This is a genomic window from Streptomyces sp. NPDC000878, assembly GCF_053599695.1.
The window spans coordinates 80,792-96,811 of the sequence record NZ_JBSFMT010000006.1 but is presented as its reverse complement, the minus strand read 5'-3'; the positions used below and the strand labels follow the sequence as shown (position 1 = coordinate 96,811).

Here is a 16,020-nt window from a genome sequence, read left to right as displayed (position 1 = left end):
ATCGGATGTGCGGATCTACCACCTAGACCACAAGATCGGCGGAATCGGTTGCACGCCTGTCCGAACGGACTGCGATCGAGTTCGGTACAGACCGCTGTCGAGTGAGACCCGATCACGAGATATCTTGATGTCGAGCAATGTTGCAGACGTGGAGCGGAGCACCCGGTGACTGACTCGACCATCATTTACACGCACACTGACGAGGCGCCCGCCCTGGCGACCCACTCGTTCCTGCCCGTGATCCAGGCGTACGCCTCGCAGGCCGGGGTGAACGTCGAGACCCGGGACATCTCGCTGGCCGGCCGCATCATCGCCGTCTTCCCCGAGTACCTGGAGGAGGGCCAGCGCATCGCGGACGCCCTCACCGAGCTGGGCGAACTGGCGAAGACGCCCGAGGCGAACATCATCAAGCTGCCGAACGTGTCGGCGTCGATCCCGCAGCTCAAGGCCGCCGTCGCCGAGCTGCAGAGCCAGGGCTACGCGCTGCCCGACTACCCGGACGACCCGAAGTCGGACGAGGAGCGCGACATCCGCGCCCGCTACGACAAGATCAAGGGTTCCGCCGTGAACCCGGTCCTGCGTGAGGGCAACTCGGACCGCCGCGCCCCCGCGTCGGTGAAGAACTACGCCAAGACCCACCCGCACCGCATGGGCGCCTGGACCCCCGAGTCCAAGACGAACGTGGCGACGATGGGCGAGAACGACTTCCGCTCCACCGAGAAGTCCGTGGTGATCTCCGAGGCCGGTTCGCTGCGCATCGAGCTGGTGGGCGAGGACGGCTCGACCACCGTCCTGCGCGAGTCCGTACCCGTCCTCGCGGACGAGGTCGTCGACGCCTCCGTCCTGCACGTGGCCGCGCTGCGCGAGTTCCTGACCGCGCAGATCGCCCGCGCCAAGGCCGAGGACGTGCTGTTCTCCGTCCACCTCAAGGCCACGATGATGAAGGTCTCGGACCCGATCATCTTCGGTCACGTCGTGCGCGCCTTCTTCCCGAAGACGTTCGCGCAGTACGGCGAGACGCTCGCCGCGGCCGGCCTGTCCCCGAACGACGGTCTCGGCGGTATCTACAAGGGCCTGGAGGCCCTCCCCGACGGTGCCGCGATCAAGGCGTCCTTCGACGCCGAGCTGGCCGAGGGCCCGGCGCTGGCCATGGTCGACTCCGACAAGGGCATCACCAACCTGCACGTGCCGTCCGACGTCATCGTCGACGCGTCGATGCCGGCCATGATCCGCACCTCCGGCCACATGTGGGGCCCGGACGGCGCCGAGGCCGACACCCTGGCGGTCCTCCCGGACTCCTCCTACGCCGGTGTCTACCAGGTCGCGATCGACGACTGCCGCGCCAACGGCGCCTACGACCCGTCGACCATGGGCTCGGTCCCGAACGTCGGTCTGATGGCGCAGAAGGCCGAGGAGTACGGCAGCCACGACAAGACCTTCGAGATCCCGGCCGCCGGTACGGTCCGCCTCGTCGACCAGGCCGGCAACGTGGTGATCGAGCAGGAGGTCGCCGCCGGTGACATCTTCCGCGCCTGCCAGACCAAGGACGCGCCGATCAAGGACTGGGTGAAGCTGGCCGTCACGCGTGCGCGTGCCACCGGTGACCCGGCCGTGTTCTGGCTGGACGAGACCCGCGCGCACGACGCCAACCTGATCACCAAGGTCAACACGTACCTGGACGAGCACGACACCGAGGGCCTGGTCATCCGGATCCTGAACCCGGTCGACGCCACCAAGCTGTCGGTGGAGCGCATCCGCCGCGGCGAGAACACCATCTCGGTGACCGGCAACGTGCTGCGCGACTACCTCACCGACCTGTTCCCGATCCTGGAGCTGGGCACCAGCGCCAAGATGCTGTCGGTCGTACCGCTGATGGCGGGCGGCGGGCTGTTCGAGACGGGCGCCGGTGGCTCCGCCCCGAAGCACGTCCAGCAGCTCGTCAAGGAGAACTACCTGCGGTGGGACAGCCTGGGCGAGTTCTTCGCCCTTGCGGCCAGCTTCGAGCACCTCGCGACGACGACCGGCAACGCGCGTGCGCAGGTTCTGGCCGACACGCTCGACCGGGCTACGGCGACGTTCCTCAACGAGGACAAGTCGCCTACCCGGCGGGTCGGTGGTATCGACAACCGAGGGAGCCACTTCTTCCTGTCGCTGTACTGGGCGCAGGAGTTGGCCGCGCAGAGCGATGACGCCGATCTGGCGAAGGGGTTCGCTTCGTTCGCCGAGGCGTTGGCTGCCAACGCGGAGGCGATTGTCGGTGAGCTGATCGCCGTTCAGGGTAAGCCTGCGGACATCGGGGGGTACTACCAGCCTGACGTTGAGAAGGCGAAGGCGGTTATGCGGCCTTCTGCTACCTGGAACTCGACGCTGGCTACGCTGGGTTAAGGCTGTTTGTCGGCTGCGGGGCGGCGGGGGCTGGTCGCGCAGTTCACCGCGCCCCTTGAGGGCGCGGTTCCGCACCGGAGTTCAAGATGTGCCGATCGGCCCCTGGGATCCTTGTCCCGGGGGCCGATTGTCATGTCTGGTCGGTGTTTCTGACCCTCGCCAGTACCTCGCGGATCATGTCCGCGCTGATCGTGAAGTGGTCCCGGGCGATCTCCTCCGCCCGGGTCGGGTCGCCGGAGGCGATTGCCTCGTAGAGGGCCTTGTGGTCCTCGCTGGCCAGGTGGAAGTGGGTGCGTTCACCCTTGCCCCAGGGTTCGACCGGGAAGCCGAGGCTGGCGCGGGCCAGGAGGTCGCGGCTGAGCATCGCGATCTGGGGGTTGTGGGTGGCGTCGCAGATGCTGCGGTGGAAGGCGCTGTCGGCGGCGCGTTCCTCGCGCGGGTCGCTCGCGGCTAGGTAGGCCGTAAGAGCGTCGTGCATGGGGACGAGGTCCTCCGGGCGTCGGCGGCGGGCCGCCGTCGCCGCCACCATCCCCTCCACCAGCCCGCGCAGGTCGAAGAGCTGCTCCAGCTCCGCCCAGCGTGGCAGCAGCGTACGCCGGACTGCGGCGCCGGAGGACTCGGTCCAGCTGTCGCGGACGTAGGCGCCGCCGTTCCGGCCCCGGCGGATCTCGATGACACCGACCGCCTGGAGCCGGCCGACCGCCTCGCGCACCGTCGGGCGGCTCACCCCGAGCAGGGTGATCAGCTCGCGCTCGACCGGCAGCCGCTCCCCCGGCAGGAAGTCGCCGACGGCGATCGCGGTGAGCAGCCGGTCGGAGACCTCGTCGACCGCCGAGGCCACCCGCACCGGGCGCAGCTCGGGCGAGGGGGCGCCGCCGCCGGACAGGGCGCGGTCGAGCACCCGCGACAGCTCGTCCCCGGCACCTGATCGTTGCGGCGGCTCAGGCAGCTCTGGTGACTCGGGCAGTTCTGGTGGCTGCGGTGCGACGGTCAGTGGTCCTCCCCCGGTCGGTCGCGGGTTCCGGGCGCGTGAACGCGCAGTTACTTCTGCCGGGCCACCGCTAAAAGGTCTTAAAAGGTCTTGTGGACTGAGCATTTACCCAAACAGTATGTCAGCCATCCACAGACGCCCAACTTATTTCAGACACGGACTGGCTTGATTCTGCCTGCCCCCGGAGGCTCTTCAGTGGCGATTCCCGAACCGAACCACACCGGGACCATCGACTTCAACGGCTGGTCCACCTGGTACCGGATCACCGGCGAACCCGGCCGGACCCCGCTGGTGGTCCTGCACGGCGGCCCGGGTGCCGGGCACGACTACACGCTCCGCATCGCGGGCATCGCCCAGCAGGGCCGCCCGGTGATCCACTACGACCAGCTCGGCATCGGCCGGTCCACCCATCTACCCGACGAGGGCGCCGACTTCTGGACCGTCCAGCTCTTTCTCGACGAACTCGACAACCTGCTCAAGGAGTTGGGGATCGCCGACGGCTACCACCTGCTCGGTCAGTCCTGGGGCGGCATGCTCGCCGCCGAGCACGCCGTGCGCCGCCCGTCCGGGCTGCGGGGCCTGGTCATCGCCAACTCCCCCGCCTCCATGGAGCTGTGGCTGGCGGGCGCCGCCGAACTCCGCGCCGCGCTCCCGCCCGAGGTCCAGGAGACCCTGCTAGCCCACGAGGCCGCCGGGACCACCGACCACCCCGACTACCAGGCCGCCGAGCAGGTCTTCTACGAGCGCCATGTGTGCCGTACGGTCCCGGTGCCCGCCGAGGTCCAGGCCACCTGGGACAACATCGCGGCCGACCCGACCGTGTACCACACGATGAACGGGCCGAACGAGTTCCATGTCGTCGGCACGATGAAGGAGTGGTCGGTCATCGACCGGCTTCATCTCATCGACGTGCCGACCCTGCTGGTCTCCGGCCGCTTCGACGAGGCGACGCCCGACACGCTGCGGCCCTTCGCCGACCACATCCCCGATGTGCGCTGGCACATGTTCGAGCGCTCCAGCCATATGCCGCACGTCGAGGAGGAGGAGCTGTACCTCCAGGTCGTCGGCGACTTCCTCGACTCCACCGACTGAGTCACCCTCCTCACCCTTCATCGTCTTCAGCACCCGCTCCATCGACGGGAGTTCCCCGATGCCCCGGACCACCAGACGTACCGTCCTCGCCGCCGTGACCGCCGCCCTCGCCCTCACCGCGACGGCCTGTTCGTCCTCCGACGACGGCGGCTCGTCCGACCCGACCTCGACCGCCACCGGCGGCGCCCAGTCGACCGCCTTCCAGCCCGCGCACAAGGGCGGCACGCTGAAGCTGGTCGCCCACGCGGCTGCCGGAACCTTCGATCCGCAGGTCAACTACACGCTCCAGTACTGGCAGTTGTACCAGTCGATGTACGACGGTCTGCTGGCGTTCAAGAAGACCGGCGGGCAGCAGTCGTTCACCGTCGTACCGGATCTGGCGGCGGCCATGCCCACGGTCAGCAACGGCGGGAAGACGTACACCTTCACGCTCCGCAAGGGCATCAAGTTCTCCACCGGCAAGGCGGTGACCACCGACGACGTGGTGGCGTCCTTCCAGCGGATCTTCAAGGTGTCCAGCCCCACCGCGGGCACGTTCTACAACGGCATCGTCGGCGCGGACGCCTGTCTCAAGACGCCCGCGTCCTGCACGCTCGCCAAGGGTGTCGTCGGTGACGCGGCGGCCGGCGCGGTCACCGTCAACCTGACGGCGCCGGACCCGGAGTTCCCGTACAAGCTGGCCGTTCCGCACGCCAGCATCGTGCCGAAGGACTCGCCGACGAAGGACGCGGGGACGAAGCCGCTGCCGACGACGGGCCCGTACATGGCGGCCTCGTACGACCCGAACCGGGCGCTGAAGCTGGTGCGCAACCCCTACTTCAAGGAGTGGTCGCGCGAGGCCCAGCCGCAGGCCTACGCCGACAACGTCGACTACACCTTCGGGCAGACCGTCGAGTCCGAGGTGACCGCCGTGCAGAACGGCTCGGCGGACTGGATGTTCGACCCGCCGCCCGCCGACCGGCTGAGCGAGATCGGCACGCAGTACGCCTCCCAGGCGCACGTCAATCCGCTGACCGCGTTCTGGTACGTCACCCTGAACGTCAACTCGGCCCCGTTCAACAACAAGTTGGCGCGCCAGGCCATCAACTGGGCGATCGACCGCGACGCGGTGGTCGGGCTGTACGGCGGCAAGAACCTCGCCTCTCCCGCGTGCACGATCCTGCCGCCGGGCTTCCCCGGGCACGTCGACAAGTGCCAGTACACGAAGGGTGGCGGGAAGACCTGGTCGGCGCCGGACCTCGCCAAGGCGAAGGCGCTGATCAAGCAGTCGGGGACGGCCGGGCAGGAGGTCGGCATCGTGGTCAGCGACGACGAGGTCAACAAGTCGATCGGGCAGTACCTTCAGAGCCTGCTGACCCAGCTCGGCTACAAGGCGACGCTCAAGCCGCTCTCCGCCAACATCCAGTTCACGTACATCCAGAACACCAAGAACAAGGTGCAGTTGGCGCTGACGTCCTGGTACCAGGACTATCCGGCGGCCTCCGACTTCCTCAACGTGCTGCTGTCCTGCGCCTCGTTCCACCCGGGCAGCGACTCCAGCATCAACATCGCCGGGTTCTGCGACAAGGGCATCGACGCCAGGATGCAGACCGCGCTGAAGACCGGGCAGACCGACCAGAAGGCCGCCGACCAGCAGTGGGCGACCATCGACCAGGACATCATGACCGAGTCCCCGGTGGTCCCGGTGATCAACCCGAAGATCATCGACTTCACGTCGAAGCGGGTCGGCAACTACCAGTTCAGCAAGCAGTTCTACATGCTCGTCGGGCAGTTGTGGGTCAAGTGAGCGGCGCGACAACCCAGTTGGCCCCCGCCGAGGCCCGGCGTCGTTCGCCGGGCCCCTGGCGGACCGCTGCCGCCGACCTGTTGCGCAACAGGTCGGCGGTGGCGGCGGCCCTCGTCCTGCTCGCCGTCGTCACGGTGACCCTGCTGGCCCCGCTGTACGCCGACCACATCGCGCACACCGACCCGTTCCAGTCCCATGTCTCCGGGACGACGGTCGTGAACGGCAAGACCGTGCCGGTGCTGACCCCGAGCAGTACCGGGCTCGGGCTCGGTGTCACGCCCATCGGGCCCACCTGGGACTTCGGCCACTACTTCCTCGGCGCCGACAACCAGGGGCGTGACGTGATGGCGCGGCTGCTGTACGGCGGTCGTACCAGCCTGTTCATCGGGGTCGCGGCGGCGCTGCTGTGCTGTGTCGTCGGTACGGCCGTCGGGGTCGTCGCCGGGTACGCGGGCGGGGTCGTCGACGCGGTCATCTCCCGTGTCCTGGATGTCATCTGGGCCTTCCCGGTGTATCTGCTGGCCATCTGTCTGTCCGTCGTCCTCCTCACCGACGGGCTCAGTCTCGGCCCTGTCACCGTCGAGGCCGGGAGTCTGTGGCTGCCGGTCGTGATCATCGCGGCGATCTACGTTCCGTACGTGGCCCGGCCGATGCGCGGGCAGGTGCTGGTGCTGCGGAACAAGGAGTTCATCCAGGCGTCCATCGGGTCGGGCGCGCCCGCGCTGCGCGTGATGCGCCGGGAGGTGCTGCCGAACGTGCTGCCCACGGCGATCGTGTTCCTGCCGCTGATGACCGCGCTCGCGATGCTGACGGAGTCGGCGCTGTCCTTCCTGTCGGTCGGCGTCCAGCCGCCCGACGCCAGCTGGGGCACGATCATCGAGGACGGCCTCGGGCTGCTCTACACCCGCCCGACCGTGACCATCGCACCCGGGCTGCTCATCGCGCTGACGACGGCGGCCCTCAACGTTCTCGGCGACGGGGTGCGCGACGCCCTCGACCCGAGCGCCCGGCTGAGGGGAGGGGTGTGATCCGATGCTGTACTTCGCGCTCCGGCGCTTCCTGTCCGCGCTGCTGGTGATGTTCTCGATCAGTGTGCTGGTGTTCCTGATCTTCTTCGCCACCCCGGGGGTCGACCCGGCCGCCCGTATCGCGGGCCGCAACGCCGACCCGGCCACCCTCGCCCAGGTGCGGCACTCCTTCGGCCTCGACCGGCCGCTGCCCGTCCGCTATCTGCTGATGATGCGGCACCTCCTGATCGACCGGGACCTGGAGTCGTTCGTCAACCGCGGCTCGAAGGTCGTCCCGCAGATCGTGCAGGCCATGCCCGTGACGCTGTCCCTGGTGATCGGGGCGGCGGTCATCTGGATGACGGTCGGCATCCTCATGGGTACGGCTGCTGCCGCTCTGCGCGGTACGGCCGCAGACCCAGTGATCATGCTGGTGGGTGTCGTGGGCGTCTCGCTGCCCGCCTACTGGCTCGGCGAGGTCGTCAACCTCCTCACCCAGAAGCGCCTGCACGACTCGGTGTTCTCCTGGGTACCGCCACCCGGGTACGTCGAACTGGGCAAGGACCCCGGCCAGTGGGCCCTGCATCTGCTCTTCCCCTGGCTGACCCTGGCGCTGCTGTACGCCGGCATCTACGCCCGGCTGCTGCGCGGCGAGGTCGTCAGCGCGCTGGGCGAGGACTACGTCCGCACCGCCCGCGCCAAGGGCCTGTCCGAGCGGCGGATTCTCGTCCGGCACGCGCTGCGCTGCTCGCTCATCCCGATCGTGTCGCTGTTCGGCCTGGACTTCGGCGCGCTGGTGGGCGGGGCCGCCCTGCTCACCGAGGTCGTCTTCGGCCTGCCCGGCGTCGGCAAGCTCACCTTCGACGCGCTGCAGAACCTGGACCTGCCCGTGATCATGGGGACGGTCATGTACGCGGCGTTCTTCGTGGTCCTCGCCAACGCCCTGGTCGACATCCTGTACGCGCGACTCGATCCGAGGGCCCGCCATGCCTGAGCCACTGCAACCCCTGTTGGACGTACGGGACTTGCGGATCTCCTTCCGTACCCGCAGCGGCACCGTCACCGCCGTGGACGGACTGTCCTTCTCGGTCGCCCCCGGCGAGATCCTGGGCGTGGTCGGCGAGTCGGGCTCCGGCAAGAGCGTCTCGATGCTGGCGGTGCTGCGGCTGCTGACCAACCCGAACGTCACCGTCACGGGCCAAGTCCTCTTCCGTGGACGGGACTTGCTCACCCTCCCCGACAAGGAGATGCGGTCGGTGCGTGGCCGGGAGATCGCCATGGTCTTCCAGGACCCGATGACCGCGCTGACCCCGGTCTACACGGTCGGCTGGCAGATCGCCGAGCAGATCCGGGCGCACGAGAAGGTGTCCCGGAAGGAGGCGCACGCACGGGCGGTCGCGCTGCTGTCGGACGTGGGCATCCCGGACGCCGCCTCGCGTGTCGACGCCTATCCGCACGAGTTCTCGGGCGGGATGCGGCAGCGGGCGGTCATCGCGATGGCCCTCGCCTGCGGTCCGGCGCTGCTGATCGCCGACGAGCCGACCACCGCGCTCGACGTGACGATCCAGGCCCAGATCCTCGACCTGATGCGGGAGTTGAACGCGCGCGGCTCGGCGGTCGTCATCATCACCCACGACATGGGTGTGGTGTCCGAGGTCGCCGACCGGGTGCTGGTCATGTACGGCGGACGGGCTGCCGAGGAGGGCCCGCGCCGGGCCGTGTTCCACGGTCCCCGGCATCCGTACACCTGGGGACTGCTCGACTCGGTGCCCCGGGTCGGCGGTCCGCGCCTGCGCCGGCTGCCCACCATCGCGGGCGTGCCCGTGTCGCCGGACAGTGTCCCGGAGGGCTGCGCGTTCGCGCCGCGCTGCCCGGCCCGGCACGACCGGTGCGACGAACGCCCGGTGCTCACCGGCGAGTCGGACCACCGGGACGCCTGCTGGCTGCCGGCCGGGGAGCGCGGAACAGCCCGTACGGCGGCCCGATCTGCTCCGGACCGAAAGGCCGCGTCATGACAGCGGACGCCCGGACCGGAACCGGCGACGCCAAGCACTACCCCCTGCGTGCAAGGTGCTGCGGACTGCCGGCCGGGGAGCGCGGACCGGCCCGTACGGCGCACTCGACGCCGGACACCCTCGACGGAAAGGCGGCGCCGTGACCACGGACCCCCAGGCCCGAACCGGCGACGCCGACGTGCTGCTGCGCGCCACGGACGTCACCAAGCACTATCCCCTGCGCGGCGACTCCTTCACCCGGCACCGCAAGGTGCTGCGGGCCGTGGACGGGGTCTCGCTGGAGGTGCGCGGGGGTGAGACCCTCGGCGTCGTCGGCGAGTCCGGCTGCGGCAAGTCGACGCTCGGGCGCTGCCTGGTCCGGCTCACCGACATCACGGGCGGGCGGGTCGAGTTCGACGGGCAGGACATCACGACGTTGTCCGCGCGCCGGCTGCGCCCTGTACGGCCCGGGATGCAGCTCGTGTTCCAGGACCCGCAGGCCTCCCTGAACCCGCGCCGCCGCGCCGGGGACATCGTGGCCGAGCCGCTGCTCATCCACCGGTACGGGGATGCCGCCGCCGTCCGGCGCCGGGTGGCCGAGCTGTTCGACGTGGTGGGGCTCGCGGCGGCCCATCTGGACCGCTACCCGCACGAGTTCTCCGGCGGGCAGCGTCAACGCATCGGTATCGCACGGGCGTTGGCGACCTCCCCGAAGCTGATCGTCGCCGACGAACCGGTGTCCGCGCTCGATGTGTCGATCCAGGCGCAGGTGCTGAACCTGTTCGCCGATCTCCAGGACGAGTTCGGGCTGACGTACGTCTTCATCGCCCACGACCTGGGCGTGGTCCGTCATGTCTCGGACCGGATCGCGGTCATGTATCTCGGTGAGATCGTCGAACTCGCCGACACGGAGACGCTGTACGGGGCTCCCGCGCACCCCTACACCGAGGCGCTGATGTCGGCGGTGCCGGAGATCGACGACGGGACCGGCGACCCGGACGCGCCGCGCCGGGAGCGGATCGTCCTCACCGGGGACGTACCCGACCCGGTGGCCAGACCGGCCGGTTGCGCGTTCCACACGCGGTGTCCGTACGCGCGGGAGGTGTGCGCGGTGGAGCGGCCCCGGCTGACCACGACGGCCTCGGGGCGCGCGGTCGCCTGCCACTATCCGCTGGTCGCGGCGGGGTGAGGGCAATGGTCGGGGGCGGGCTTCCCTGTGGATCCCGCCCCCGACAGCCGCGCTCGCGTCAGGCGCGCAGCCACTCCGTGACGACGACCTCCGCGTCCGTCCGCAGCCGGAGCGCGAACGGGCCGCTGACGTGCAGTTCGCCGGTGAAGCGGCCCATGTCATCGGCGGTGAGGCTGGGCGGCGAGGCGAGCTGCGGACCGCTCAGCACCTCGATCCTGGCCTCCTGGGGCGGCAGCACCTGACCCATCAGACCGTGCGCGGTCACCTCGACGTCGACCGTCAGCTCACCCGTGCGGAAGGTCAGCATGCGGGGTGCGTCCACGGCCCCTCTGACGGGGATGCCGTGGACGAGCGAGTCGAAGGTCAGCTCGGCCAATTGGGTGTCGAGCGAGTAGAGGGTGTAGGCCTCGACGGCGGTCTGCTGGAGCTGCGCCGGAACCGGGTCCATGATTGCCCCGGCCTGGCGCAGTGTCTCCTCCAGCAGGTCGTTGTCCAGCGAGTCGTCGCCCTCGAACTCTGATAAGTCGTCGGTTTCGCCGTCCAGTTCGTCGTCGAAGCCGTCCGTGTCGTCTGTGCCATCAGTGCTGGTCATGTCGGCCGTGCCGTCCAAGTCGTCGGAGTCGTGGGGTAATCCGTCGCTGTCGTGCGCGTTGTCGTTCACAGCACGCCCCGGGCGGCGAGCCGTACCCGCAGCCGGCGCAGGCAGCGCTGGCGCAGGGGGCCGATGCTGCCCACGGCGATGCCGAGGCCTGCGGAGATCTCCTGGTAGCTGGGCGGCGGCGCGGACATCAGGATGCGCAGCAACTGCCTGCACCGGGCGCCCAGTTCCTCGAACTCCTGCCATAACTTCCGGATGCGCTCCGCCTCGGCGGAGGCCTCCTCGGACTCGATCACCCACTGCTCGGGCGTACGGTCGTCACTGATCCGGTCGAGCAGCTGGGCGTCGTCCGTCGGTGTCATCCGGTGGGCGCTCTTGATGACCTTGAGGCACTCGTGCCGGGCGGTGCTCGCGAGCCACGAACCCGCCTTCTCCGGTTCACGGATGCGGCCCAGATGCTGAGCGAAGCGGAACCAGACGGTCGAGTACACCTCGTGCGCGTCCGCGTCGGACAGCCGGTGGGCGCGCGCCACCGACCACACCAGCGGGCTCAACCCTTCCACCAGCGCTTTCCAGCCCGCCGCGTCGCCGTCGACGGCGGCTTGGACCAATGCGCCGACCGCAGCTCGGTCCACGTCCCCACCCCTCGTGTACGGCAAGTCATCGTACGCCGTGGAAGGGGGTGCTCCACTCGTCCTGCGCATGGTCCTCACTCGATTTGTCCTTGCACGGAGGCCTGTTGACCTCTATACGGCGGGCGGGATGTTCACGACGGGCACCGGGCTCCAGGTGGGCGGGAGGAGCGCGGGTACGACCGCGCCCCGGACCTCCGCGAACTCGGTGTTCGCCGCAAGGAGTTGCTGTCGGGCGGCGCGCGGGTCGGTCTCCTTGTGGGCGGTCATGTGGGCGGCGATCATCGCGACGACCAGCGGGGTGGCGAACGAGGTGCCGCTCCACTGTGCGAACCCCTCGAACTGCGCCTGGTCCGGGGTGCCCGAGGTGGTCTCGTACTCTCCCGTCAGCACGCCGAGGTGCTGGGGGGCCTGGCAGGTGCAGGCGTAGGTGAACTCGTGGCGGCAGGAGTCGTACGTGCTGTGCTGGTAGATGTACGGCACCGGAGTCTGGAAGCCCGTGAGCGGGCCGGTGAGCCGCTCGCCGGGGGCGTAGACCCGCACCCAGGGGCCGTGGTTGCTGAAGCAGGCGCCGAACTCGCCGTCGCTGCGCAGGGCGCCCACCGAGATCACGGACTGGGCGTACTCGGGCTTGTCCGCATAGGCGGCGGGCCAGAAGGGGGTGGCGCTGGCGTTGTTGCCGGCGGCGGCGACCAGCAGGGTGCGCGGCTGCTCGCGGAGGGCCTCCATGAACGCGGCGAGGCCGAGCAGGCCTTCCGTGCTGCCGTTCGACGTGCCCGCGGAGAGGCTGATGAGGGGCGGCCAGCCGTCGCGCTCGACGGCCTCGAACAGCTTGTCGCCGAACTCGGACTCCAGGATCGCGCCGGCGTCGTTGAGGGTGTTGCGGGAGACGATGTTCGTGTTCGGGGCGACGGCCGCGACGAGCCCCGAGATGAACGTGCCGTGTCCGGCGTACTGCTGGAGCACACCGTTCCCGTCGCACTCGTCGATCTGGGTGTCGCCCTGGACATGGGCCATCGCCGGGTAGGAGGCGTAGTCGTGCATGAGGCCGGTGTCGATGACCAGGACGCCGACGGCGCTGTCCGCGTCGTAGCCGCTCTCGGCCACGGCCGGGTTGGGTCCCGCGGTGTGCGAAACGGGTACGGGCTCGTCGCCGGGACAGGCGTTGACGGGGGCGATGTGCACCACGTGGTTACGGCTGACCAGGCGCCGCCGCGCGTTGCCCTCCGTCTCCCTGAGCGCGCGCAGCGCGCCCGCCACCGCGCGGTCGCCGCGCCGGTCGCCCCGGCCGGGGTCGCCGACCCGGATGCGGGTGATGCCCGAGCGGTTGGTCTCCGGGCTGTCCCGGCGCACCTCGTCGGCGGTCAGGCCGGCGAAGGTGGTGAAGTGCGCGCGTACGGTGTCCTCGACGAGGCGGGCCTCCTCGCCGTCGCGGGCCAGGACGACGCCCTTCTCGTAGATGAACTCGGCCGCGTCGTCCGGCCCCGTCGCCAGCTCCACGCCGGGCATGGAGCGCTGAATGTGGTCGAACTGCTCCTGGAAACGCTGCGGTGCCATGGAATGTCCTCCCCCTAGAACCGATCCCTTGTTGCACTAAATGAGAGCCGCGAGGTCGGCGCGTGATACAGGCGCCGCGGCACATTTCCTGATACAGGGGTCGATCAGCGTTGGACAGTGAGTTGTCCATGGCCAAACCTGTGTGACGCGGGGCGCGGAGCACTACCATCCGTTAAGTGACTGCGGGAAGCGACACGGTTCTCGAACTCCTGCCGATGGTGTTCGCCCGCCCGAAGGACGCGCTTGCGCGGGCGGAGAATGTCCTCGGCAACGATCCGACGCCGTTGCACGCCTCCGTCGCCCATCAGGTGATCGGTCTGTGGCAGCGGGACTTCGGCGACATGCGCATCGCCCTGCGTCATCTGCGGCGCGCCCGCGATCTGGCGGCGGAAGCCGGTTCGGCGGAGCGCGAGGCGGACGTCCTCGGCACGCTCGGCGTGGCACTCGTCCACGCGGGGCGCACCCGGCAGGGCCTGGAGGCGTTCGAGCAGGGCGTCGACCGGGGTACGGGCCACACCCGCGCGCGGGTGCTGTACCGGCGGGCGTACGCGTGGTGGGTGCTGGGGCATCACCGCGAGGCGCTGGACGACGTACGGCGGGCCATTCCCGTGCTGCGGCAGGCGGACGACGTCATCTGGACGGCGCGGGCGCTGACCCTGCGGGCGACCGTGCATCTGGCGCTGGGCCGTCCCGAGCGGGCCGACGCCGACTTCACCGCCGCCGAGCAGATGTGGGACACCACCGGGCAGGACCACGACAAGGCGGACGTCGTCGAGAGCAGGGCGCTGGCCGCGTACCGGGCGGGTGACATCCCGGCGGCGCTGCGGCTGTTCGACGAGGCAGCCGAGCGGTACGACCGGCTGGGCACGCCGATCTTCGTGTTCTACATCCGCCGCTGCGAGGTGCTGATGGCCGCCGGGCTGGCCCCCGAGGCGGTCGCGGAGGCCGACGCGGCGATCGCCGAGCTGGACGGGATCGGCGGGCAGAGCACCCGCAAGGCGGAGCTGCTGCTGACCGCCGCGAAGGCCGCCCGGCTCGCGGACGATCCGCACACCGCGATCGCCCGCGCGGCCGTGGCCGTACGGCTGTTCGCCGGGCAGCGGCGCAGCTGGTGGGAGGCGCACGCGCGGCTGGTGCTGATCGAGGCGCGGGTCGCGACCGGGCGGAAGTCGGGGCGGCTGGTCGCGGACGCGGCGGCGCTGGCCGAGCGGCTCGCCGCCTTCGGTTCGCCGTCCGCGCCCGAGGCGTCGCTGCTCGCGGGCCGGATCGCGCTCTCGCTGGGCTGGACCGAGGACGCGGAGAAGCATCTGAAGGTCGCCGCCCGCAGCCGACGCGTCGGTCCACCGCTGGCGCGGATGACGGGCTGGGCGGCGCAGGCGCTGCGCGCGGAGGCGGCCGGGTCGGGGCGGGGCGTACTGGAGGCCTGCCGGCGCGGGCTCGCCGTCCTGGACGACCACCGGATGACGCTCGGCGCCTCGGAGCTGCGGGCCCGGGCGACGGCGCAGGGCGCCGAACTGGCGGCCCTCGCACAGCGGGCGTCGCTGGAGTCCGGCGGTCCTCGGCGGCTGCTGGTGTGGAGCGAGCGGTGGCGGGCCACGGTCCTGTCGGCGCCGCCGACCCGGCCGCCCGACGATCCGGCGCTCGGGCAGAGCCTCACCGCGTTCCGGGAGATCGCCGCCCGCGCGGAGGAGGCCCGTATCGACGGTCGCCCGGTGCCGGCGCTGGAACGCGAACAGCGGCGCCTGGAACGGGAGGTGCGCTCCCGCACCCTGCACATCCGCGGCGGGTCCGGCGGCGACGGGCACCGCTTCGACCCGGCCCGGCTGCTCGAACGCCTGGGCGGCGGTGGGCGGTTGATCGAGATCGCGGTGGTCGACGGCCGGGTGCAGGTGCTGCTGTGCGGCGAGGGGAAGGTACGCCGTTTCGAGGCGGGCCGGCTGGCGGACGCGGTGACGGAGGCCGAGCATGTACAAGCCGGACTCCGACGGCTCGCGCACCCGGGGGCAGAGGGCAGGCTTCCGATCCTGGAGGCGTCGGGCCGCAAGCTGGAGGAACTGCTGCTGGGCGCGGCGGTACCGCACCTGGGCACGGGCCCGGTGGTCGTGGTCCCGCCGGGAAGGCTCCACCGGGTCCCCTGGGCCCTGCTCCCCTCCCTCCGCGACCGGGTGCTCAGCGTGTCCCCGTCGGCGAGCAGCTGGCTGCGCGCGCAGGAGACGGGCCCTCCGCCGAGCGGCCGACACGTCCTCGTCAGAGGGCCGGGCCTGGCGAGCGGCGGGGCAGAGGTCCCCGACCTGGTCGACCGCTACGGCAGACCAACGGTCCTGGAACACGAGGGCGCACGGGTCCCGGCGGTGCTCGACGCCCTCGACGGGGCCGCACTGGCCCATATCGCGGCCCACGGCACGTTCCGGGCGGACAGCCCGCTGTTCTCGTCACTGCGCATGGCCGACGGCCCACTGATCGTCCACGACTTCGAACGCCTCGACCGCAGCCCGTACCGAATCATCCTGTCGAGCTGCGACACCGGCCGCCTCGCGACAGTCGGCGCGGACGAACTCCTGGGCCTGGTAACGGCGTTGCTCCCCCTGGGCACGGCAGGCGTGGTGGCAAGCAGCGCCCCGGTCAACGACGCGGCGGTGGTCCCCCTGATGCTGGCCCTCCACAAGGGCCTCAGCGCGGGCCTCTCCCTGGCGGAGGCCCTGCGAGACGCACGGGCGGCACTACCCGGCGATGCGACGCACCAGGCGACGGGGTGGGCGTTCTCGGCGTTCGGCTCGGCGTGAACGCGT

Annotated in this window: 13 protein-coding genes; 9 read left to right on the top strand and 4 right to left on the bottom strand. The window is 70.5% G+C overall.

Annotated elements, in window-relative coordinates; translation table 11 throughout:
- The first annotated feature begins 165 nt into the window (after positions 1-165).
- Complete coding sequence (locus ACWDR4_RS08140; RefSeq protein ID WP_450405392.1) at positions 166-2,385, top strand: NADP-dependent isocitrate dehydrogenase; 2,220 nt, start codon at positions 166-168, stop codon at positions 2,383-2,385.
- Positions 2,386-2,515: 130 nt separating this feature from the next.
- On the opposite strand, the gene ACWDR4_RS08135 is transcribed toward ACWDR4_RS08140, so the two are convergent.
- Complete coding sequence (locus tag ACWDR4_RS08135) at positions 2,516-3,286, bottom strand: FadR/GntR family transcriptional regulator (RefSeq protein WP_450405390.1); 771 nt, start codon at positions 3,284-3,286, stop codon at positions 2,516-2,518.
- A 285-nt stretch (positions 3,287-3,571) separates the two neighbouring features.
- On the opposite strand from ACWDR4_RS08135, the gene ACWDR4_RS08130 reads away from it, so the two are divergent.
- Genes ACWDR4_RS08130 through ACWDR4_RS08100 form a run of 7 tightly spaced genes read left to right on the top strand, consistent with a single transcriptional unit; the run spans position 3,572 to position 10,444 of the window.
- Entirely contained in the window at positions 3,572-4,468 is an 897-nt protein-coding gene (locus tag ACWDR4_RS08130) for a proline iminopeptidase-family hydrolase (RefSeq protein WP_450405388.1), read from the top strand.
- A gap of 58 nt (positions 4,469-4,526) precedes the next feature.
- Positions 4,527-6,254 (top strand): ABC transporter substrate-binding protein, encoded by a 1,728-nt coding sequence (locus ACWDR4_RS08125; RefSeq protein WP_450405385.1) that lies wholly within the window; start codon positions 4,527-4,529, stop codon positions 6,252-6,254.
- A complete protein-coding gene (locus tag ACWDR4_RS08120; RefSeq protein ID WP_450405382.1) occupies positions 6,251-7,282 on the top strand; it encodes an ABC transporter permease in 1,032 nt (343 codons plus the stop codon). Before ACWDR4_RS08125 ends, ACWDR4_RS08120 begins: the two co-directional genes overlap by 4 nt.
- 4 nt (positions 7,283-7,286) lie before the next feature.
- Positions 7,287-8,255, top strand: coding sequence for an ABC transporter permease (locus ACWDR4_RS08115; protein WP_369032146.1), 969 nt, complete (start codon positions 7,287-7,289; stop codon positions 8,253-8,255).
- Positions 8,248-9,276: an ABC transporter ATP-binding protein gene (locus ACWDR4_RS08110; RefSeq protein ID WP_450405379.1), complete on the top strand. Its 1,029-nt coding sequence runs from the start codon at positions 8,248-8,250 to the stop codon at positions 9,274-9,276. The genes ACWDR4_RS08115 and ACWDR4_RS08110 overlap by 8 nt, the downstream gene beginning before the upstream one ends.
- Positions 9,273-9,419: a hypothetical protein gene (locus tag ACWDR4_RS08105; protein WP_450405376.1), complete on the top strand. Its 147-nt coding sequence runs from the start codon at positions 9,273-9,275 to the stop codon at positions 9,417-9,419. The genes ACWDR4_RS08110 and ACWDR4_RS08105 overlap by 4 nt, the downstream gene beginning before the upstream one ends.
- Positions 9,416-10,444 (top strand): ABC transporter ATP-binding protein, encoded by a 1,029-nt coding sequence (locus tag ACWDR4_RS08100; protein WP_450405373.1) that lies wholly within the window; start codon positions 9,416-9,418, stop codon positions 10,442-10,444. The genes ACWDR4_RS08105 and ACWDR4_RS08100 overlap by 4 nt, the downstream gene beginning before the upstream one ends.
- A gap of 58 nt (positions 10,445-10,502) precedes the next feature.
- On the opposite strand, the gene ACWDR4_RS08095 is transcribed toward ACWDR4_RS08100, so the two are convergent.
- From ACWDR4_RS08095 to ACWDR4_RS08085, 3 genes are all read right to left on the bottom strand, one after another.
- Entirely contained in the window at positions 10,503-11,036 is a 534-nt protein-coding gene (locus tag ACWDR4_RS08095) for a hypothetical protein (protein ID WP_450405718.1), read from the bottom strand.
- 65 nt (positions 11,037-11,101) lie between these two features.
- Positions 11,102-11,746 carry an RNA polymerase sigma factor gene (locus tag ACWDR4_RS08090; protein ID WP_450405370.1) on the bottom strand — a complete coding sequence of 215 codons (645 nt, stop codon included), beginning with the start codon at positions 11,744-11,746 and terminating at the stop codon, positions 11,102-11,104.
- Between the two features lie 42 nt (positions 11,747-11,788).
- Positions 11,789-13,231, bottom strand: a complete 1,443-nt coding sequence (locus tag ACWDR4_RS08085) for a S8/S53 family peptidase (RefSeq protein ID WP_450405367.1) — start codon at positions 13,229-13,231, stop codon at positions 11,789-11,791.
- Positions 13,232-13,407: 176 nt separating this feature from the next.
- On the opposite strand from ACWDR4_RS08085, the gene ACWDR4_RS08080 reads away from it, so the two are divergent.
- Positions 13,408-16,014 carry a CHAT domain-containing protein gene (locus ACWDR4_RS08080; protein ID WP_450405364.1) on the top strand — a complete coding sequence of 869 codons (2,607 nt, stop codon included), beginning with the start codon at positions 13,408-13,410 and terminating at the stop codon, positions 16,012-16,014.
- Positions 16,015-16,020 lie beyond the last annotated feature (6 nt).

Bases quoted from the DNA above. Each gene is read 5' to 3' on its own strand.
- ACWDR4_RS08125 (WP_450405385.1), top strand. From the start codon at position 4,527: ATGCCCCGGACCACCAGACGTACCGTCCTCGCCGCCGTGACCGCCGCC.
- ACWDR4_RS08115 (WP_369032146.1), top strand. From the start codon at position 7,287: ATGCTGTACTTCGCGCTCCGGCGCTTCCTGTCCGCGCTGCTGGTGATG.
- ACWDR4_RS08110 (WP_450405379.1), top strand. From the start codon at position 8,248: ATGCCTGAGCCACTGCAACCCCTGTTGGACGTACGGGACTTGCGGATC.
- ACWDR4_RS08105 (WP_450405376.1), top strand. From the start codon at position 9,273: ATGACAGCGGACGCCCGGACCGGAACCGGCGACGCCAAGCACTACCCC.
- ACWDR4_RS08095 (WP_450405718.1), bottom strand. From the start codon at position 11,036: ATGACCAGCACTGATGGCACAGACGACACGGACGGCTTCGACGACGAA.
- ACWDR4_RS08090 (WP_450405370.1), bottom strand. From the start codon at position 11,746: ATGCGCAGGACGAGTGGAGCACCCCCTTCCACGGCGTACGATGACTTG.
- ACWDR4_RS08085 (WP_450405367.1), bottom strand. From the start codon at position 13,231: ATGGCACCGCAGCGTTTCCAGGAGCAGTTCGACCACATTCAGCGCTCC.